Origin of the sequence: Aeromonas sp. R2-3, assembly GCF_040908375.1 — a bacterium.
In the GTDB taxonomy this organism is placed as follows: Bacteria; Pseudomonadota; Gammaproteobacteria; order Enterobacterales; family Aeromonadaceae; genus Aeromonas; species Aeromonas veronii.
Window position 1 is genome coordinate 1 of record NZ_JBFODP010000010.1, and the last position, 19,126, is coordinate 19,126.

At 60.6% G+C, this 19,126-nt stretch carries 18 protein-coding genes; 7 read left to right on the forward strand and 11 right to left on the reverse strand.

Features of this window, described 5'->3' with window-relative positions; translation table 11 throughout:
* The first annotated feature begins 171 nt into the window (after positions 1–171).
* Entirely contained in the window at positions 172–711 is a 540-nt protein-coding gene (locus AB5Z02_RS03515) for a gamma carbonic anhydrase family protein (RefSeq protein WP_236269677.1), read from the forward strand.
* 88 nt (positions 712–799) lie between these two features.
* Here AB5Z02_RS03515 and polA read toward each other — a convergent pair whose 3' ends face one another.
* The gene (gene polA, locus AB5Z02_RS03520) at positions 800–3,565 is read right to left on the reverse strand and encodes a DNA polymerase I (RefSeq protein WP_368215286.1); all 2,766 of its coding nucleotides are present in this window, start codon (positions 3,563–3,565) and stop codon (positions 800–802) included.
* A gap of 400 nt (positions 3,566–3,965) precedes the next feature.
* On the opposite strand from polA, the gene elbB reads away from it, so the two are divergent.
* Positions 3,966–4,616: an isoprenoid biosynthesis glyoxalase ElbB gene (gene elbB / locus AB5Z02_RS03525; RefSeq protein WP_005339556.1), complete on the forward strand. Its 651-nt coding sequence runs from the start codon at positions 3,966–3,968 to the stop codon at positions 4,614–4,616.
* Between the two features lie 72 nt (positions 4,617–4,688).
* Here elbB and AB5Z02_RS03530 read toward each other — a convergent pair whose 3' ends face one another.
* The 4 genes from AB5Z02_RS03530 to AB5Z02_RS03545 form a co-directional block, all read right to left on the reverse strand.
* Entirely contained in the window at positions 4,689–4,898 is a 210-nt protein-coding gene (locus tag AB5Z02_RS03530; protein WP_005339554.1) for a cell division protein ZapB, read from the reverse strand.
* Between the two features lie 246 nt (positions 4,899–5,144).
* On the reverse strand, positions 5,145–6,425 hold the full coding sequence (locus AB5Z02_RS03535; RefSeq protein WP_368215288.1) for a hypothetical protein: 1,281 nt from the start codon (positions 6,423–6,425) through the stop codon (positions 5,145–5,147).
* A gap of 20 nt (positions 6,426–6,445) precedes the next feature.
* Positions 6,446–7,225 carry a serine O-acetyltransferase gene (cysE, locus tag AB5Z02_RS03540; protein ID WP_005339552.1) on the reverse strand — a complete coding sequence of 260 codons (780 nt, stop codon included), beginning with the start codon at positions 7,223–7,225 and terminating at the stop codon, positions 6,446–6,448.
* 8 nt (positions 7,226–7,233) lie between these two features.
* On the reverse strand, positions 7,234–8,145 hold the full coding sequence (locus AB5Z02_RS03545; RefSeq protein WP_042081837.1) for a cation diffusion facilitator family transporter: 912 nt from the start codon (positions 8,143–8,145) through the stop codon (positions 7,234–7,236).
* A gap of 85 nt (positions 8,146–8,230) precedes the next feature.
* On the opposite strand from AB5Z02_RS03545, the gene AB5Z02_RS03550 reads away from it, so the two are divergent.
* From AB5Z02_RS03550 to trmL, 3 genes are all read left to right on the forward strand, one after another.
* On the forward strand, positions 8,231–8,926 hold the full coding sequence (locus AB5Z02_RS03550) for a response regulator (RefSeq protein WP_231721588.1): 696 nt from the start codon (positions 8,231–8,233) through the stop codon (positions 8,924–8,926).
* Positions 8,908–10,278 carry an ATP-binding protein gene (locus AB5Z02_RS03555; RefSeq protein WP_005356054.1) on the forward strand — a complete coding sequence of 457 codons (1,371 nt, stop codon included), beginning with the start codon at positions 8,908–8,910 and terminating at the stop codon, positions 10,276–10,278. Before AB5Z02_RS03550 ends, AB5Z02_RS03555 begins: the two co-directional genes overlap by 19 nt.
* Before the next feature lie 74 nt (positions 10,279–10,352).
* Positions 10,353–10,817: a tRNA (uridine(34)/cytosine(34)/5-carboxymethylaminomethyluridine(34)-2'-O)-methyltransferase TrmL gene (gene trmL / locus AB5Z02_RS03560; protein WP_005339545.1), complete on the forward strand. Its 465-nt coding sequence runs from the start codon at positions 10,353–10,355 to the stop codon at positions 10,815–10,817.
* A gap of 13 nt (positions 10,818–10,830) precedes the next feature.
* Here the strand turns inward: trmL and dinF are convergent, their stop codons facing one another.
* The 4 genes from dinF to lexA form a co-directional block, all read right to left on the reverse strand.
* Positions 10,831–12,192, reverse strand: coding sequence for an MATE family efflux transporter DinF (gene dinF, locus AB5Z02_RS03565; RefSeq protein ID WP_368215291.1), 1,362 nt, complete (start codon positions 12,190–12,192; stop codon positions 10,831–10,833).
* Between the two features lie 2 nt (positions 12,193–12,194).
* Entirely contained in the window at positions 12,195–12,821 is a 627-nt protein-coding gene (locus tag AB5Z02_RS03570) for an SCO family protein (RefSeq protein WP_005339543.1), read from the reverse strand.
* A gap of 210 nt (positions 12,822–13,031) precedes the next feature.
* Positions 13,032–13,247 carry a hypothetical protein gene (locus AB5Z02_RS03575; protein ID WP_019446524.1) on the reverse strand — a complete coding sequence of 72 codons (216 nt, stop codon included), beginning with the start codon at positions 13,245–13,247 and terminating at the stop codon, positions 13,032–13,034.
* 483 nt (positions 13,248–13,730) lie between these two features.
* Complete coding sequence (gene lexA, locus AB5Z02_RS03580; protein WP_005339540.1) at positions 13,731–14,354, reverse strand: transcriptional repressor LexA; 624 nt, start codon at positions 14,352–14,354, stop codon at positions 13,731–13,733.
* A gap of 204 nt (positions 14,355–14,558) precedes the next feature.
* Here lexA and plsB point away from each other — a divergent pair, with 204 nt between their 5' ends.
* Positions 14,559–16,982, forward strand: a complete 2,424-nt coding sequence (gene plsB, locus AB5Z02_RS03585) for a glycerol-3-phosphate 1-O-acyltransferase PlsB (protein WP_107683348.1) — start codon at positions 14,559–14,561, stop codon at positions 16,980–16,982.
* Positions 16,983–17,051: 69 nt separating this feature from the next.
* Here plsB and ubiA read toward each other — a convergent pair whose 3' ends face one another.
* Both ubiA and AB5Z02_RS03595 read right to left on the reverse strand, forming a co-directional pair.
* Positions 17,052–17,921, reverse strand: coding sequence for a 4-hydroxybenzoate octaprenyltransferase (gene ubiA / locus AB5Z02_RS03590; protein ID WP_005356031.1), 870 nt, complete (start codon positions 17,919–17,921; stop codon positions 17,052–17,054).
* Positions 17,918–18,454: a chorismate lyase gene (locus AB5Z02_RS03595; RefSeq protein ID WP_005339534.1), complete on the reverse strand. Its 537-nt coding sequence runs from the start codon at positions 18,452–18,454 to the stop codon at positions 17,918–17,920. Before AB5Z02_RS03595 ends, ubiA begins: the two co-directional genes overlap by 4 nt.
* A gap of 145 nt (positions 18,455–18,599) precedes the next feature.
* Here AB5Z02_RS03595 and AB5Z02_RS03600 point away from each other — a divergent pair, with 145 nt between their 5' ends.
* Positions 18,600–19,034 (forward strand): flagellar basal body-associated protein FliL, encoded by a 435-nt coding sequence (locus AB5Z02_RS03600; protein WP_005339527.1) that lies wholly within the window; start codon positions 18,600–18,602, stop codon positions 19,032–19,034.
* Positions 19,035–19,126: the final 92 nt, after the last annotated feature.

Consider the following 19,126-nt stretch of genomic DNA (forward strand, 5'->3'; position numbering starts at 1 on the left):
GATGGAGGCGCATTATAGGGAACAGATTCTTTCTGGCAACCCCTTATCTGCAATAAAATTGCAAAAAACAGCACTTTTTTAGTTATTCATATCCAGACACAGCTTTTATACAAACTTATCCACAGAAACCAGTGCGAGATTGCTAGAATGGCCGAAAACAAGGAGGCCAAGATGGACTTGCGACTGAGACCCTACAAGGGAAAACGCCCGCAACTGGGCAAAGGAGTATATGTAGATCCCTGCGCGACACTGGTGGGCGATATCGAGCTGGCCGATGATGCCAGCATCTGGCCCATGGTGGTGGCACGGGGGGATGTGAACCATATCCGCATCGGCGCCCGCAGCAATATTCAGGACGGCACCGTATTGCACCTGACCCGCAAGAGCGCCAGCAACCCAACCGGCTATCCGCTGCTGATCGGTGAAGATGTCACCGTGGGTCACAAGGCGATGCTTCACGGCTGCACCATCGGCAACCGGGTGCTGGTCGGCATGGGTGCCATTCTGCTTGATGGCGTCGTGGTTGAAGATGATGTGATGATCGGCGCAGGTTCGCTCGTGCCACCGGGCAAGCGACTCGAGTCGGGCTTTCTATATATAGGGAATCCCGTCAAACAGGCTCGTCCACTCAAACCCGCCGAGATCGCCTTCCTCAAGACCTCGGCCGACAACTATGTCCTGCTCAAGGATGAGTATCTGCAAGAGACCTGATAGGGCTGGCAGAAACAGGAAGCCCGGCATGATGCCGGGCTTCGCTTCTTATATAGCTATATAGCCGTGCAGAACGGCTGACCGGAAATCAGTGGGCCTGATCCCAGTTGTCACCGGTACCCGCTTCAACCAGCAGCGGCACATGCAGTTCGGCAGCAGCCGACATCTTCTCCTTGATGATGGCGATGTACTCCTCCAGCTTCTCTTCGCGGATCTCGAACACCAGTTCATCGTGTACCTGCATCAGCATGCGGATCGACTCATCCTCGATACCGCGAATCCAGCTGTCCACGTTGATCATGGCGCGCTTGATGATATCGGCGGCCGTCCCCTGCATGGGGGCGTTGATGGCGGCCCGCTCGGCGGCCTTGCGCAGACCGGCGTTGCGGGACTTGATATCCGGCAGATAGAGGCGACGACCAAACAGGGTCTCGACATACCCCTGGGCTTCCGCCTGCTGACGGGTGCGCTCCATATACTCCAACACGCCCGGGTAGCGTTCGAAGTAGAGATCCATGTACTTCTGCGCTTCGGCACGACCGATCCCCAACTGCTTGGCCAGACCGAAGGCGCTCATGCCGTAGATAAGGCCGAAGTTGATCGCCTTGGCGCTGCGGCGCATGTCGGTGGTGACCGCATCAAGCGCCACGCCGAACACCTCGGCGGCAGTCGCCTTGTGGATGTCCTTGCCCTCGGCAAAGGCGGTCAGCAGCCCCTTGTCACCGGAAAGGTGCGCCATGATGCGCAGCTCGATCTGGGAGTAGTCCGCCGCCACCAGCTTGTAACCGGCGCTCGGAATAAAGGCCTGACGGATCCGGCGCCCCTGCTCGTTGCGCACCGGGATGTTCTGCAGGTTGGGATCAGACGATGACAAACGACCGGTGGCCGCGACCGCCTGATGATAGGAGGTGTGTACCCGACCGGTCCGGGGCTTGATCATCAACGGCAGCTTGTCGGTGTAGGTGGACTTGAGCTTGGCCAGCCCACGGTGCTCCATCAGCAGTTGCGGCAGCTCGTAGGTCTCCGCCAGCTCGGCCAGCACCTCTTCTGCGGTGGACGGTGCCCCCTTCGGGGTCTTTTTGATGATCGGCAGCCCCAGCTTGGTGAAGAGGATCTCCCCAAGTTGCTTGGGCGAGGAGAGGTTGAACTCCTGCCCGGCCAGCTCATGGGCCTGCTTCTCCAGCTCCGCCAAGCGCAGCTCGATCTCCTGGCTCTGCTGGTGCAACAGCTTGGGATCGATGGTGGTGCCGAGCAACTCCATCCGCGCCAATACCGGCAGCAGGGGCAGTTCGATCTCGCTGAATACCTTGGCAAGGCCCGGCACGGCCTCCAGCTGACCCCACAGGATCTGGTGCAAGCGCAAAGTGATATCAGCATCTTCCGCCGCATAGGGAGCGGCCTGCTCCAGCTCGATCTGGTTGAAGGTGAGCTGTTTCACCCCTTTGCCCGCGATATCTTCAAAGGAGGTAGTCTCGACCCCGAGGTAACGCTTGGCCAACGAATCCATGTCGTGGCGGCTGGCGGTGGAGTTGAGCACGTAGGACTCGAGCATGGTGTCGTAGGCGATACCTTGCAGGTCGATGTCATGGTTGAGCAGCACGTTGCGGTCGTACTTGAGGTTCTGCCCCACCTTAAGACGGGTCGGATCTTCCAACAGCGGCTTGAGCTTGCCCAACACCACGGCCTCGCTCAGCTGTACCGGTGCCCCCAGATAGTCGTGGCCAAACGGCACATAAGCAGCCTTGCCCGGCTCAACCGCGAAGGAGACGCCGACGATCCGCGCTTCCATATAGTCGAGACTGGTGGTTTCGGTATCGAAGGCAAACAACGGTGCCGCTTTCAGCTGTTCCAGCCAGCCGTCAAACTCGGCTTCGTCCAGAATGCAGCGGTAGTCGGTTTCGATGGCGGCAACCGGAGCGGCGCTCTCATCGCCAGCCTCGTCTTGTCCGGCGCTCTCGCTCCCCTCTTCACCACCGGATTCCAGCTCCTTGATCAGGTTGCGCAGCTCGTATTCGCGATAGACCGCCAGCAGGGACTCCTTGTCGACCGGCTTGAGCAACAGCTCTTCCAGACTCTGTTCCAGCTCGACATCGGTCTTGATGGTCGCCAGTCGATAGGAGAGACGAACCTGCTCCTCCTGCTCGCGGAACTTGTCGGCGAAGGCCTTGGAGCCTCGGAAGCCGAGCGCAGCTACCTTGTCGAGGTTGGCGGCAATCTCGTCGATACTGCCAATCCCCTGCAGCAGGGCCAGTGCGGTCTTCTCGCCGACACCGGTCATGCCGGGAATATTGTCGACCTTGTCCCCCATCAGAGCCAGATAGTCGATGATGAGCTCAGGCGGTACGCCAAACTTCTCGATCACCCCTTCCCGATCGGTCTTCACATCTTTCATGGTGTCGATCAGGGTGACATGGTCGGAGACCAGCTGTGCCATATCCTTGTCACCGGTGCTGATCAGCACCGGCAGCTGCTTCTCGGTCGCCTGACGGGCCAGGGTGCCGATCACGTCGTCGGCCTCCACCCCTTCCACCATCAGGAAGGGGAAGCCCATCGCCTTGATCATCTGGTGGATCGGGGCGACCTGGCTGCGCAGATCGTCCGGCATGCTGGCGCGGGTCGCCTTGTACTCGGGATAGATGTCGTCGCGGAAGGTCTTGCCCTTGGCATCAAACACCACGGCCACATGACAGTCAGGATATTGCTTGCGCAGGCTGCGCATCATGTTGGCCATGACACGGACGGCGCCGCTCGGCAAACCGGTCGATGTGCGCAGATCAGCCTGCTGGGAGGCGAAGAAGGCGCGGTAAAGATAAGAGGAGCCGTCGACCAGAATAAGGGGGTTGCTAGGGGCCATGAAATCGTCCTGCCAGAGATAAACAGCCGCTAGGATGCCACAGGGCCCCCCTCACACCAAGGGGCGCAGCAACAGCACACAGCGCCTGATAAAGGGACTCAATCTGTGGATAACTCTGTGTTCAAAAATGGGGCGCATCAGAGCACACAGTGATAAAACTGTGCATAAGAATATAAAAATCCATTAAAAACAATGCGTTGAGATCGTAAAAACCGATCGTGAGACAGTTAGAATGATCTCGATCAATGTGGAAAAAGATTTAAGGGAGTAGGTACGGCAGGATCCAAAACGAAACAATCCTAGCACAGCAAGATGACTTGACCAGCGGAGGGCGAGCGATAACCATACAAAAGTACAACAATCCATCCTGGCTCACATTTTCAACAACGAGGAGTTTGCCATGAAAAAAGTGGCCGTGATTTTGAGTGGCTGCGGTGTCTTTGACGGGGCAGAAATCCACGAGGCCGTCATCAGCCTGCTGGCGTTGGCCCGTCAGGGAGCCGCCGTCCAGTGCTTCGCCCCGAACGTGGCGCAGCTCCATGTCATCAACCACCTGACCGGTGAAGTGAGCGAGGGGGAGAGCCGTAATGTGCTGGTCGAAGCGGCCCGTATCTGCCGTGGCCAGATAAAGGATGTGGCCGAGCTGGATGCGGCCGATTACGACGCGCTGCTGGTGCCCGGCGGCTTTGGCGCGGCCAAGAACCTGTGCGACTTCGCTATCAAAGGGGCCGAGTGCCAGATCCAGCCCGATGTGCTGAAAGCGTGCCAGAGCTTTGCCAAAGCCAACAAACCGGCCGCCTATATCTGCATCGCGCCCGCCATGATCCCGCTGATCTATGGTGCCGGGACGCTGGCGACCATCGGCCATGACGAAGGCACCGCCAACGCCATCGAGGCGATGGGCGGCAGCCATCTCAACTGCCCGGTCAACGAGTTCGTGGTGGATCAGGAGCGCAAGGTGATCTCCACCCCCGCCTACATGCTGGCCAACAATATTGTCGAGGCGGCAGACGGCATCGAGAAGACAGTCAAGCAACTGCTGGCGCTGTAATCTTCACCCTGCCAAAAACAGACGGGCCGCTCATGGAGCGGCCCGTTTTCAATTCTGCCTGAAGGCAATGAATTAGATGGTTTCGCCCATCTGATCCATTTTACCCAGCAGGGCACGCAGACGCTCCTGCCATGCAGTGTGCTCGTTGCGCAGCTGATGGTTCTCGTCTTGCAGCTTGCTGTTCTGCTCTTTCAGCTCGTCCAGCTCCATCTTCAGCAGGGAGATGTTGTCGACGGCGGATTGTACTTTGGATTCGAGTTGCTCAAGGACTTCTAGTGACATATGCATACCTGTTTGTTCAATTGCGATGCCCCACAGAGGGCGATTCAAGCGCGTGAAGCCAGCATACCCCGAGCGCATCGGCACAAACAAGCCAGTGCGCTGTAAAATGCGCCTTCCATAGATGTATTGTCTAAATATGCGTCTATTTTTCTCGCATCCTGCGCCCGAGCCGCGACAACACACTGAACCGTGTGTAAAAAGCCCCGCCACCCGCGCATTATTGGCACCCTCCTGACGGCGCCGCCGTTATCCATGTAAGGCGATATAAGCCCCCAGCAACAGACAGGCGACGACATACATCAGCAGGCCGTAGAGCAGGTTCCAGCGCAGGATCAGCCCAGCACTGAGGTTGTAGCGGGAGGCCAGCGCCAGATTGGAGCCGGAGAGCGGACTGGTGCCGGTGGCAAGCCCCCATCCCAGCAGGAAACACATGCCGAGCAGGCTGGGATCCGGCGCCAGCGGCCAGAGCAGTGGCGCCAGCCCGGAGATACTGATGAGCGGATGCACCCCGACGATGGCCACCAGCAGGATCAATAGCAGGGTGACGGATGCCTCAAGCCAGCCAAAGTGGTTGAACAGCGGCAGGCCGTGACCGGCACCGAAATCGATGACCGACAGCGCACTGTTGATGCCTGCCGCCAGCAAACCGGCCCCCAGAAACAGCACCAGCTGACCGCCGATGGCGGGGAAACGCTCCACCACCTGCCGCTTGAGGGCCGCCTTGCGCCCAACCCTCGGCATAAAGAGCAGCGCCAGCAGCGGGGCCACCAGCGCGATCACCGCCAGAATGCCGAGCTGGGGCCAAATCTGCTTGATGAGCAGCACCAGCAGCGCCAGCGTGACCGGCAACCCCAGAGTCTGCAGCCGCAGCGGATAACCGGCAAAGTCGGCCACCCCGATCCGCTCCACCTGCCAGGCAGTCAGCCCCATCGCCAGCAAGGCGGCGAGGATCCCGAACGGCAGAATATGGGAAAGCTGCAAGCCCGGCGCATAGGTGAGCGCCACCGCCATGGCGACAAAGAAGGGTGACCAGAAGGCGGCGGCACAGAAGATCCGGCTCAGCACCATCACCTGACGCCGCTCCAGGGTGCTATTGCGCTCCAGCCGATCGCCGATGATAAAGAGCACCGAGAGGTTGATGACCGCCCCCAGCAGATTGAGGCTGGCCATAGTGCTCCACAGCCCCTTTCGCCCGGTCCAGGAGGTGGTGCCGGTCAGCAAGCCGGAGGTGGCAAGGTTGAGGGTGCTCACCGCGGCAAACATGGTGAGCATATTGATGTTGGGCAGCAGCCAGTCACCGGCGGTGAGGGTCGCTCCCTGCCACCAGGAGAAGAAGAGTAGCAACAGCGCCGCGCCATACAGGGCCAGCGCCTGCCGCTTGGCGGCCCCCACCAGCCAGGGCCAGGTGAGCAGTGATGCCCCCCAGGCCGCCATGGCCGCTGGCCAGGGGGAGAGTCCCAGATAGAGATGCAGCAGGTTGAGCAGCCACATCCCCAAAATCAGATAACCCGACCAGCGTTTGGCCATCGACTACTCCGGCCGGGAGATCAGAGACACTGATCCATATCCAGTGAAGGCTTGTCGCACTCCGGACGGCCGACGATCTTGGCGGGTACGCCAGCGACCGTGGTATGAGGCGGCACCGGGTTGATCACCACGCTGCCCGCGCCAATTTTGGCACCCACACCCACTTCAATATTGCCGAGCACCTTGGCGCCCGCCCCTATCATCACCCCTTCGCGGATCTTGGGATGGCGATCGCCGCTCTCCTTGCCGGTACCGCCGAGGGTCACGCTCTGCAGGATGGAGACATCATCTTCAATCACCGCCGTCTCGCCCACCACTATGCCAGTGGCGTGGTCGAACATGATCCCCTTGCCGATACGGGCGGCCGGGTGCACATCCACCCCGAACACCACCGAGATCTGGTTTTGCAGATAGAGGGCCAGCGAGCGGCGCCCCTGACGCCACAGCCAGTTGGCGACCCGATAACCCTGCAGGGCATGGAACCCCTTGAGATAGAGCAGCGGGGTGGAGAAGAGATCGACCGCAGGATCCCGCTCCTGTACCGCGCAGATGTCGGCCGCCACTACCGTCAGCAGCTCGGGCTCGCTGCGCAGGGCCAGCTCGATCACCTCGCGCAGAGCGATGGCGGGCATGGTGGCGCTGTCGAGTTTGTTGGCCAGCTGGAAGCTGAGGGCCGAACGCAGATTCTTGTGATTTAGAATGGTGGAGTGGAAGAAGCTGGCCAGCATCGGCTCCTGGGCCGCCATGCACTCCGCTTCTTGCTGAATTTTGTGCCAGGTTTTGGCAACCAGTTCATCCATGTTGCAGCCTACTGTTGTTCTGGGTGAGGGCTCTGTTGTTCTTTTGTCAGCACCGAGATGGGGTCCATGTGGATGATGACATCCATCCGCTCGAATGCCTGGCGTACCGCCAGCTCGGCTTCATCGGCGATCTGATGGGCCTTGACCAGGGGGATCTGATCATCCAGTTCAAGATGCAACTGTACGAATCGGGTCGGCCCGGATTGACGGGTGCGCAGGTCATGTACGCCGTGTACACCTTCTACGGCACAGCAGAGCGCCATTATTCTCGCTTGTTCTTCCGCTGGCAACTGACGATCGAGCAGGGCCTGCACCGACTCGTAGCCGATGTGTCCCGCCCCCCACAACAGGAACAGCCCGATCAGGATGGCAAACAGGCCGTCGGCCCAGTACCACCCCTGCCCCGCCAGCACCAGCGCCAGCAAGACACCGGCATTGAGCAGCAGATCGGAACGGTAGTGCAGCATGTCGGCCTTGATGGCCACACTGTTGGTCTTGCGAATGACAACGCTCTGGAAGCTGACCAGCAGCAGGGTCAGCACGATGGATCCGCCGCTGACCCAGAGACCCGCTTCCAGCCGCAGGATAGGCGCCTGATTGAGCAGGGATGAAATTCCGTGCATCACCAGCAGCAGGGCGGAGCCGGAGATAAAGGCCGACTGGATGAGGCCCGCCAGCGACTCCGCCTTGCCGTGGCCGAAACGGTGTTCGTCATCGGCGGGGGCAAGCGCATAGCGAATGGCCAGCAGGTTGATGATGGAGGCACTCACATCCATGAAGGAGTCGGTGAGCGACGCCAGCAGGGTCGACGAGTCGGTCATCAGCCAGGCGATCAGTTTGCCGATGATCAGCAAGGTAGCGGTGGTGACCGCCGCTATGCTGGCAAAGGTCACCCAACGGGAATATTGTTGATGGCTCAAAACCGGCTTTCCTCTGGCGATGAAAAACTTATTATACCCTGACCCCGGCGTCAGTTTGGCGCGAAAATCTGCGGAATAACACCAGATGAACAGAATACTCCTGGTCGACGACGATCTTGAATTGACCCAACTGCTCACCGAAATTCTGACCCTGGAGGGATTTCAGGTCACGGTCGCCGAGGATGGTGAAGAGGGGCTGCAACGGCTGGCGGAGCAGAGCTTCGATCTGGTGCTGCTGGACGTGATGATGCCCAAGCTCAACGGCTTTGCCATGCTGACCAAGCTGCGCAAGACCCACGACACCCCGGTGCTGATGCTGACCGCCCGCGGTGACAGCCAGGATCGGGTCAACGGTCTGGAAGCGGGCGCCGACGACTATCTGGCCAAGCCATTCGATGACAGGGAGCTGCTCGCCCGCGTGCGCGCCATCCTGCGCCGTACCCAGAGCGCCCCGCCCCAGCGCGGCAACTCCTCCGACGAAGTGCACTTCATGGATATCGTGCTGCAACCCGGCCTGCAGCAGGCCCGCTGCGGCGAACAGCTGCTGGAGCTGACCGCCACCGAATTCGGGCTGCTGGAGTGCCTGCTGCGTAATCCCGGCCAGATCGTCAGCAAGAGCTACCTCTCCGAGCAGGTGCTGGGCAAGAAGCTGGAACCCTTCGATCGGGCCATCGACATGCACCTGAGCAACCTGCGCAAGAAGCTGCCGGACCGCACCGATGGCCAGCCACGCTTCAAAACCGTACGGGGGCGCGGGTACCTGTGGCTAGAGCAAGAATAGAGCGCATCAACTCCCTCAACGGGATCTCGACCCACATCTTCCTCTGGTTCTGGTTCATGCTGCTGGTGATGCTGGCCGCCGTGATCAGCCTGCCGACCCTGGATCCCCGTAACCAGATCCCGCTGCCGACCCACGAAGTCGCGCGGATGCAGAACAACGTGCAGGCCCTGCTCAACGCCGCCGAGCCGGATCAGGATTTCGATCTGGCCAAGGCGATGGACAAGATCGCCATGCTGCCGGTGGACAACGTCTACCTGCGCGACGAGAAGGGGCAGATCCAGTCCACCACCCATCCGCGCAAGTTCGTGGTGCGCTTTATGGTGGATGCCGATGACCCGGCCAATCCCATGCTGGGAAACGAGGATCGCAAGGCGATCGCTGGCCCCTTCCTGATGGAGCACCACGGCCATCGCTATCACGTCTATTTCGGCCTCAATGCCGAGAATCCCTACCTGTTCCTGTTCATTCAGGTGCTGGATCACCCGATCCGCATTCTGGGCATCTCGATGCTGGTCAGCACCCCGCTCTGTCTGCTGCTCGCCTGGCGGCTGACCCGCCCCATCCTGCAGTTGCAGAAATCGGTCTCCCAACTGGCGGCTGGCAATCTGGAGGTACAGATCCCCAACCTGGGACGGGGCGACGAGATTGGCCAGCTGGCGGACAACGTCAGCCGCATGGTAGAGACGCTCAAGAGCATGATCCAGAAGCAGAAACAGCTGCTTTCCGATATCTCCCACGAGCTGCGCAGCCCCCTCACCCGGATGCAACTGGCGCAGGCGCTGATCCGCCGCAAGCAGGGTGACAGCGCCGAGTTGGCGCGGATCGAATCGGAGATTGGGCGGCTGGACAAGCTGATCGGCGATCTGCTGGATCTGTCGCGGGTACAGCAGCATGTGGAGGCGCCGGTGGTGCACCCGCTGGCCGACCTGCTGGAGCCCATCCTCGAAGATGCCATGTTCGAGGCAAACCAGAGCGGCAAACAGCTCAGACTGCCGCCGCTACCTGCCGAGTCGATCCAGATGTGGCCCGAGCTGCTGGCCCGGGCGGTGGAGAACCCCCTGCGCAACGCCCTCAAGTATGCCCGCGAGTTCATCAAGGTGGACTGGTATCGGGAGGGACTGGAGTGGGTGATGACCATTCGGGATGACGGCCCCGGCGTGCCTGACGAGCAACAGGCGCTGCTGTTCCAGCCCTTCTTCCGGGTCGATGATGCCCGCAACGCCAAGACCGGCGGCACCGGGCTGGGGCTGGCCATCGCCTCGGAGGCGATCCAGCGCCACGGCGGCACCATTGCGGCCAGCAACAATCACCCCACCGGGCTGACCATCACCATCCGCTTGCCCATCGCCTGATCCTTTTCATCCGGACGGGCGCTGGGTATGCTGGCGCCCCTTCTTGGCTTTACATCTCTTTGCAGGAGCTCGTCATGCTCGATATCGTCCTCTACCAGCCGGAAATTCCGCCCAACACCGGCAATATCATCCGGCTTTGCGCCAATACCGGTTACCGGCTCCATCTGATCGAGCCGCTGGGATTTGAGTGGGATGACAAGCGGGTAAAACGGGCGGGACTCGACTATCACGAGTTTGCCGAGGTGAAGCGCTGGCCGAGCTATGAGGCTTTTCTGGCTGCCGTGGCACCCAAGCGGGTGTTTGCCTGCACCACCAAGGGGCGCACCGCGCACTCGGCAGCACAATATGCCCTTGGCGATGCCCTGCTGTTTGGCCCGGAGAGTCGCGGCCTGCCCATCGAGATCATCGAGAGTCTGCCATTCGAGCAGCGGCTACGCATCCCTATGGTGCCCCAGAGCCGCAGCATGAACCTCTCCAACGCGGTGTCTGTCTTTGTCTACGAAAGCTGGCGCCAGCTCGGCTACGACGGTGCCATGTAAGCGCCACCGATGATCAGTGGCGGGCGTCGAGCAGATGCCCGCTGCGCTCCAGCCGCCAGCAAGTGACCCCCAGCGACAGACCGCGCCCAACCATCAGCGCTGCCATCGCCGCCCATAACGCGGCCACGCCCCACGACTGACAAAGCCACCAGATCGGGAAGAAGCCGCCAAACGCGGCCAGCAACATGCTGTTGCGCATCTCCCGCGCCCGGGTCGCCCCGATGAATACGCCATCCAGCAGGAAGCACCAGACCGCCAGCAAGGGCATGGCGATCAGCCAGGGAAGCTGACGATGTGCCTCCGCTACCACGGCCGGAATGTCGGTGATATAGCCGATAAGGTGGGCACCAAAGAGGGCAAACAGCAGGGTAAAACCACTGGCAATGAGGGCGGCCCAGCCCAGATTGAGCACGATGGCCTCCCGCAGTTTCTGCCGATCCCGCTGACCGATGGCTCGTCCTACCATGGCCTCCACCGCATAGGCAAAACCATCGAGTCCGTAGGAGATGAGCATCAGGAAGTTGAGCAGCACCGCATTGGCGGCCACCGCCACATCCCCCAGCCGCGCCCCTTGCAGAGTCATGAAGGCGAAGCAGAGCTGCAAACAGAGGGAGCGCAGGAAGATATCGCGGTTGAGGCCGAGCAGCCGCACCATGGGCGCGAGCTGCCGCCAGCGCTGCCAGCCATCCTGCCACACCGTCGGCGCCAGTTGCCGCAGCTGACGGCGTACCAGCCAGATACCGACTGCCAGCGCGCAGTAGTCCGCCATGACCGAGGCCGCCGCCACACCCCGCACCTGCCAGCCGAGCCCCAGCACAAACAGGGCATCGAGCGCCATATTGACCAGATTGGTGAGGATCAGCATCACCATGGGGCTGCGGGCATCCTGCATCCCCAACAGCCAGCCCATGATCACCAGATTGCAGAGCGCCGCCGGGGCGCTCCAGATCCGCACCGCCACATATTGGCCCGCATAAAGCTGCACCTCGGGCGAGCCGCCACTCAGGGCGATCAGTCGTGGCAACAGGGGGAAGAGCAACAACAGCAGCGCCAGACCAAGAGCAATGGCCAGCCCCAGCGCCCGCAGCAGGGTATCGAGCTGGGCACGACCGTCGGCGGCGCCGTGCGCCTGCGCCGTCAGCCCGGTGGTCGACATCCGCAAAAAGCCGAGCAGCCAGAAGATGAGGTTGATCAGGGTCGCACCGACCGAAACGCCCCCCAGAAACCAGGCCTGACCGAGATGACCGATCACCCAGGTGTCCACCAGCCCCAGCAAGGGGGTGGTGATATTGGAGAAAACCATGGGCAGGGCGAGCGCAAAGACGGCGCGGTGGCGAGAGGGATCTCGCCACCAGGGAGCAACAGATGAGGTCACGCTCAGTGGCCGGCCAGCTTCAGAATGCGGGCGAAGTCAGAGAGCATGGTGGCCATCTGCACCCGTGGCACCTGACCCGGCGCCACCTGCGGGCGGAACACCGCCTGCAGCTTGCCCTTGGGATTGATGAGCACGATGGAGGCGGAGTGATCGATCAGGTAATCCTTCTCCCCCTGATTGGCGATGGAGTAGATCAGCCCCAGATTGCGCACGAACGGGAACAGCTTGTCGTGGGGGGCAGTGGCCGCCTTGAACTCGGGATTGAAGAAGGCGGTATAGGTCTTGAGGCGTGGAATATCGTCACGCTGGGGATCCGCCGAGATAAACACCACCTGACTGTCGGGCGCCATTTTCTTCAGCTGGTCATAGACGGAGCGCATATCTGCCAGGGTGGTGGGGCAGATATCGGGGCAGAAGGTGTAGCCGACAAACAGGAAGGTCCAGTGCCCCTTCAGGTTGGCAGGAGTGAACGGCTGGTTGTCCGCATCGGTAAAGGCGAAATCATTGATGTCCCGCCCCGCCGGATAGTAGTCAGCCTGTTCCGGCTGCTCTGGCTGCGTGGCGTAGAACACCAGGATCAGGCAGGCTGTCAGCAGCAGAAAGAGCAGGGGATAGCGGAGCTTCATCATAACAAGAGACCCTTTCATTTCGAGGCAGATGGCCAGCAGTGACCGGACAAGAGGGGGGCATTGTACCCCAGCGAGCCGCCAAGGTGGTTCAACCTTGTGCAACGCCCTGTCAGGAGTCGACCATTTGGCATAATTAATCGCCAGTTGCGGCCATAAAAAAACCGGCCCCCTCGGGTGCCGGTTATGGGTAGATTTGTTTGTCTCTTCTGCTCAGGGGCGAGCGTTACGCCCCTGCTGCAACATCTTGCCGATGGCCCGCACGCCGATGGGAATCACGGGGGCCAGCCAGCCCTCTTCCCCCTGGCGATCACCGTGACCCCGTTTGAACAGCAGCACCAGACGCACCACCTTCTCTTTCGGGCATCCCAGCCAGAGCGTCCAGTGCGAACCACGATGGTGCAGCCAGAGACCGTAAAACCAGGTCATCCGGCTACCTTTGACAAAACGGGTGATTGACGATTCCGCTGGCGCAGCCCCAGCCTCTGAATCCCATGGCGATCTTGATGCCATACCAGTCCTCCTTGACCGACAGGTCATGTTGCTTCGTCGGCCTGAACTGGGAACAGGCCCGTCACGACTATCTGCAACCATTACGAGTGGTCCCCTTTGCCCGACAAGGCTCGGGATCTCCCCACTCCCCCTTCATATCCCGTGAAGGTGTACTGCCCGATTCTCGTTGTTACCGGCCCTCCCGTCCTGCGCATTGCGATGGTCAGAGGGAGGCGCCAAGCCCAGTCTCGGCGACAGGGCACTGATCTGAGCATATATCTGAAATGGATGATTGGTAGCCGGTCGCGCAGGACAAAAATGCCGCCGCTGATGATCTGTTTGATATGACAGGGAAAGTGCACCAGAAACAGCACGGCCTCCCGAAGGAGGCCGTGTGGCAAACGCAGTTGGCGGGGAGGATTACATCCAGTCGGCGTTGCGGATCACCCCGACCGCCAGCCCCTCGATGGTGAGCTGCTGGCAAGAGAGGTCCACCTCGATGGGGGAGAGCTCTTCATTTTCCGGCAGCAGCCATACCTGACTGCCCTTGCGCTGGAAGCGCTTGACGGTGACATCCTCATCGAGACGGGCAACCACCACCTGACCGTTGCGCACCTCCTGGGTCTTGTGCACAGCCAGCAGATCGCCATCCAGAATGCCGATGTTCTTCATGCTCATCCCCTGTACCCGCAGCAGAAAATCTGCGCGCGGATGGAACAGGGCGGGATCAACCTGATAGTGGCTCTCGATATGCTCCTGAGCCAGGATGGGTTCACCGGCAGCGACCTTGCCGATGAGCGGCAGGCCGCTCTCTTCCAGCACCTCTTCCTCTTCGAGCAACAGGCGAATGCCGCGGGATGTGCCCGGCATGATCTCGATGACCCCTTTTTTGGCCAGGGCCTTCAGATGTTCTTCGGCCGCATTGGCCGACTTGAAACCAAGCTTCTGGGCAATCTCGGCACGAGTCGGCGGCATACCGGTCTCGCTCATGTTCACCTTGATCAGCTCCAGCACTTCGGCCTGGCGGGGGGTAAGGGGTTTCATAGAATTGGCACCTGTCTTTTTATACAGCACACTGGCAGTATATACAGTGCAGTGGCCAAGGCAAGGCGCAGCTGACATTTGTCGCAACCAACCCCTCATTTACTGCTGTTTTGATCCTGCGCAGCCGACTCATCGTACCTCTCGGCGACAAGGGGCTGTCGATTTGCTATGCTCACGCCGCATTTTTTTGGAGAGCAGACGCACATGTCCCTAGGACAGAAGATTTCCAGAGCCATCTTGCAATGGCCGGTCAGCGGCTTGGTCAATCACAAGAGCCTGCCGGAAAATCCCATCACAGAACTCAATCTGGATCCGGCCAGACCCATCGTCTATGCCCTGAAAACCAGTTCGATCACCGACCTGATGACCCTGCAGCAGTGCTGCGAGGATCTCGGTCTGCCCGGCCCCTTCACGCCGCTGGAACTGAACGGCCAGCTGCTGCCGCGCTATGTCTGTCTGGATCGTCCGCCTCCCCTGTTTGGCAAACGCAGCAAACCGCTCCCCTTCCTGCAGGAGTTCCACCAGCTGCTGGATTTGCACAAGCAGGATCCCGAGCTGGATATCCAGGTGGTGCCCGTCACCCTGTTCTGGGGCCGCGCTCCGGGTCGGGAAGGGGAAGAAGCCTCCGGCCTCAACATCATCAGCAGCCTGGCGCCGAACCGGCTGAAGAAGGCGCTTATCGTGATCCTCAAGGGTCGCGAGAATCTGGTGCGCTTCTCGCCGCCGCTCTCCCTGCGCTACATGGCGGACAAACACGGCACCGACGAGGCCATCGCCCACAAGCTGGCACGAGTGGCCCGTACCCACTTCAGCCGTCAGCAGCTGGCTGCCACCGGCCCGAAACTGCCGAACCGCAACCTGCTGTTCAAGCAGCTGCTCGACTCCGCGGTGATCCAGCAGGCGATTGAAGAGGAGGCCCAGCGCGAGGGGATCAGCCTCGAGAAGGCGCAAAAGCGTGCCCATGGCTACATGGACGAGATCGCCTCCAACTTCTCCTACCGGCTGATCCGCCTGGGCGAGAGCTTCCTCGGATGGCTGTGGAACAAGCTCTACCGCGGTTTGTCGGTCAATGGCGCCGAGAAGGTACGCCAGCTGGCGCAGGAAGGGCACGAGATCGTCTACGTCCCCTGCCACCGCAGCCACATGGACTACCTGCTGCTCTCCTACGTCATCTACCACCAGGGGATGGTGCCGCCCCATATCGCGGCAGGCATCAACCTCAACTTCTGGCCGGCGGGCCCGATTTTCCGCCACGGCGGCGCCTTCTTCATTCGCCGCACCTTCAAGGGCAACCCGCTCTACAGCACGGTATTCCGGGAATACCTCAACCTGCTGTTTGCCAAGGGTTACTCGGTAGAGTTCTTCACCGAAGGTGGTCGCTCCCGTACCGGCCGTCTGCTGCCGCCCAAGACCGGCATGCTGGCAATGACCCTGCAGGCAATGATGCGCGGGCTGGACAGGCCGGTCACTCTGGTGCCGGTCTATCTGGGCTACGAGCACGTGATGGAGGTGAACACCTACCACAACGAGCTCAAGGGCAGCCGCAAGGAGAAAGAGAGCTTCCTGCAGGTGCTCGGCATCCTGCGCAAGCTGCGCAACTACGGCCGTGGTTTCGTCAACTTCGGCGAGCCGCTGACTCTCAACAGCTACCTGAGCGAACATATCCCCGACTGGAAAAAGCACATCGGGGAAGAGGAGCGTCCGGAGTGGATGGCGGGCACCGTCAACAATCTGGCCGAACTGCTGATGACCCGCATCAACGGCGCTGCCGCGGTCAACGGCCTGACCCTGAGTGCGCTGGCGCTGCTGGCCGCCGAGCGCCACGCCCTGACCCGCGACGAATTGCAGGCCCAGCTCAACACCTATCTGGATCTGCTCAAAGCGGTGCCTTACAGCCCGCAGAGCACCATTCCGGATGAGGATGCCAAGACCCTGCTGGATCAGGCGATGGAGCTCAACAAGTTCGAGGTGAGCGAGGACAAACTGGGGCAGATCATCAGTCTCGACCGCTATCAGGCGATCCTGCTGACCTACTACCGCAACAACATCCTCCACCTGTTTGCCATGCCCTCTCTGGTGGCGGCACTGATCGAACGGTGCGAAGGGATCTCCCGCAGCGAGATCATGGCCCGTTGCATCGACATCTATCCGCTGCTCAAGACCGAGCTGTTCCTGCGTTATGAAGAGGATGAGCTGCCGGCGCTGGTTGACAGCCTGCTCGACGCCCTGCAGACCCAGCAACTGATCGAGACCCGCGATGACGGCTACTGGGTCAATCCGGCCAACCAGATGCGCCTGCTGCTGCTGGCGGAGAGCATTCAGGAGACCCTGCAACGCTACGCCATCGTGCTGACCCGGGTACTGGCCCAACCCCATATCGAGGCGGAGCAGCTGGAGGCGGACGGCCTGATGATGGCAGAGCGCCTCGGCACCCTGCACGGCATCAACGCCCCCGAGTTCTTCGACCAGAAGCTGTTCAGCACCCTGATCCACACGCTGCGCAAAGAGGGCTACCTCTCCCCAGAGTGCAAACCGGATCTCGGCCGCTTCCAGGCGCTGGCCGACAACATAGTGCCGCTGCTGAGCAACAAGATCCGCCGCACCATTCAGGCGGGCAATCAGCTCTAATCAGCAACGTAAACAAAGAAGGCCGCATGATGCGGCCTTCTTTTTTATCGGAGTCTGCGCGGGAACATGTCACGCCAGCAGGTAATCGAGCACCAGACCGGCAAACACCAGCGCCCCCACATAGTTGTTGTTGAGAAACGCCTGGAAGCAGGCTTCCCGCTGCCGCTCGCGAATGAGCCGCTGCTGATAGACAAACAGCACCGCCGCCCCCAGCAATCCCCAGTAATACCAGCCCCCCAGCGTCATCAGCTGCCCGACCGCCAGCAACAGCAGCAGCGTCGAGAGTTGCAGTACGCCGATGATCCGTTTGTCGTAACGACCAAACAGGATGGCGCTGGATTTGAGGCCGATCTTGAGGTCGTCATCCCGATCCACCATGGCGTACTGGGTGTCGTAAGCCACGGTCCAGAGCAGGTTGGCGAAGAAGAGCAGCCAGGCCACCAGCGGCAGGGCATCCGCCTGGGCCGCATAGGCCATCGGGATAGACCAGGAGAAGGCCATCCCGAGCACCAGCTGGGGGTTGGAGATAAAGCGCTTCATGAAGGGGTAGCTCACCGCCAGCAGCAGGGCGACAAACGACAGGCCGATGGTGAGCGGATTCATGGTCAGCACCAGACCAAACGAGATAAGCGCCAGCACGAAGAAGAGCGCCAGCACCTCCCACGGCTTGACTCTACCCGTAGGCAAGGGGCGACCAGCGGTGCGTTTGACGTGGCCATCGAAGTTGCGATCCGCATAGTCGTTGATGACGCACCCTGCCGAGCGCATCAGAAAGACGCCGACCACAAACACGGTCAGCACCCAGAGATTGGGCAGGCCACCAGCGGCCAGCCAGAGCGCCCACAGGGTTGGCCACAGCAGCAGCAGAGTGCCTATGGGTTTGTCGACGCGGGCCAACTGCATGTAGGCAAGTCCCCGCTCCTTGGTTAACAGATTCACTCCAGCTCCTTGTCACAGACGAGAGAGGGCAGAAACAGCTCGTGCACCAGCAGTGGCCACTGCCCCAGAAACAGACGGGAACGACGCCCCCAGACAGTGGCGGCCGGGCAACGGGGATTAGCGGCAATATCGAAACGGGCCAGTTGCAGATGATCGCGGCGGGCAGGCTCATGGCCAAATACCCGCTCACCCAGCGGCTGCTCGCCAAGCTCGGCAATGCCGCTCCCTTGCAGTGCGTCATCGGCAAACAGGGTCCAGCCCAGCACGGCGGGCCCACGATCCCCATGCAGGATCACCTCGCGGCAGGTACCGGCCGGCGAGGCCGAATCCACCAGCCACTGCTCATCGGCAGTAAGGGCGACCGGGTGATTGCCCAGCCACTCCACCGAAAAGTGGCGATTGTGCTGACGCAGCCGCCGGGTCATGGAGCCGGGCTCCAGCAGCCAGGGGCGCAAGCTGGCGGGCAATTCGCAACATTCGGGGGCCAGCCACCCGCTTAACGGCGTGAGAGGAACAGTCAACTCGGACTTCACAGCTTCACCATCCAGAGATTTCCGTGTTCAGGTTAAAATCCGGTTTATTATCCGTAAATCAATAGCGAAATGTAAGAACATCCGTGCTTGACGGCCCCGATGGCAACATCAAAAATGGGTTATCTCTTGCTGATGAGCCATCTATATGAAGATCTTCAAAATTCTGCTGGTGTTGTTACTGAGCTGTGGCGCCCTGCAGCAGCAAGCTCTGGCTGAAGATGAGCCGCCCGCCGAGGGCGCAGAGGGGGCTGCCAAGCCCGGTTTCTCCTACCACGCGCTCGATCCCGACATCATCACCAACTACCTGAGTGATAGCAAAACCCTCGGTTATATCCGGGTCACGGTGGAGCTGATGGCGGAAAACGAAGCCGACCTCAAACTGCTGGAGCAGCATGACCCGCTGATCCGCGATGCCATCATCCGTCTGATTGGCAGCAAAAATGCCGATCAAGTGAAGTCCCTGACCAACCGAGAAGAGCTGCGCAAGGAGTGCGAGACAACCGTCAACGAACTGCTGGTGAAAGAGACCGGCAAGAAAGCGGTGCGCGAGCTCATCTTCACCAAGTTCCTCTACCAGTAATCCCTCCCGAAACAATCGCTTATTGGCATATCGGCCAATAAGCGAGCTTTGTCGGTTTATTCGAAATGAAAATCGATTACAATACGGCCGTC

Bases quoted from the DNA above. Each gene is read 5' to 3' on its own strand.
- AB5Z02_RS03570 (WP_005339543.1), bottom strand. From the start codon at position 12,821: ATGATGAAGCTCCGCTATCCCCTGCTCTTTCTGCTGCTGACAGCCTGC.
- trmL (WP_005339545.1), top strand. From the start codon at position 10,353: ATGCTCGATATCGTCCTCTACCAGCCGGAAATTCCGCCCAACACCGGC.
- AB5Z02_RS03530 (WP_005339554.1), bottom strand. From the start codon at position 4,898: ATGTCACTAGAAGTCCTTGAGCAACTCGAATCCAAAGTACAATCCGCC.
- AB5Z02_RS03515 (WP_236269677.1), top strand. From the start codon at position 172: ATGGACTTGCGACTGAGACCCTACAAGGGAAAACGCCCGCAACTGGGC.
- AB5Z02_RS03575 (WP_019446524.1), bottom strand. From the start codon at position 13,247: ATGACCTGGTTTTACGGTCTCTGGCTGCACCATCGTGGTTCGCACTGG.
- AB5Z02_RS03600 (WP_005339527.1), top strand. From the start codon at position 18,600: ATGAAGATCTTCAAAATTCTGCTGGTGTTGTTACTGAGCTGTGGCGCC.
- lexA (WP_005339540.1), bottom strand. From the start codon at position 14,354: ATGAAACCCCTTACCCCCCGCCAGGCCGAAGTGCTGGAGCTGATCAAG.
- AB5Z02_RS03535 (WP_368215288.1), bottom strand. From the start codon at position 6,425: ATGGCCAAACGCTGGTCGGGTTATCTGATTTTGGGGATGTGGCTGCTC.
- polA (WP_368215286.1), bottom strand. From the start codon at position 3,565: ATGGCCCCTAGCAACCCCCTTATTCTGGTCGACGGCTCCTCTTATCTT.
- elbB (WP_005339556.1), top strand. From the start codon at position 3,966: ATGAAAAAAGTGGCCGTGATTTTGAGTGGCTGCGGTGTCTTTGACGGG.
- AB5Z02_RS03550 (WP_231721588.1), top strand. From the start codon at position 8,231: ATGAACAGAATACTCCTGGTCGACGACGATCTTGAATTGACCCAACTG.
- cysE (WP_005339552.1), bottom strand. From the start codon at position 7,225: ATGGATGAACTGGTTGCCAAAACCTGGCACAAAATTCAGCAAGAAGCG.
- plsB (WP_107683348.1), top strand. From the start codon at position 14,559: ATGTCCCTAGGACAGAAGATTTCCAGAGCCATCTTGCAATGGCCGGTC.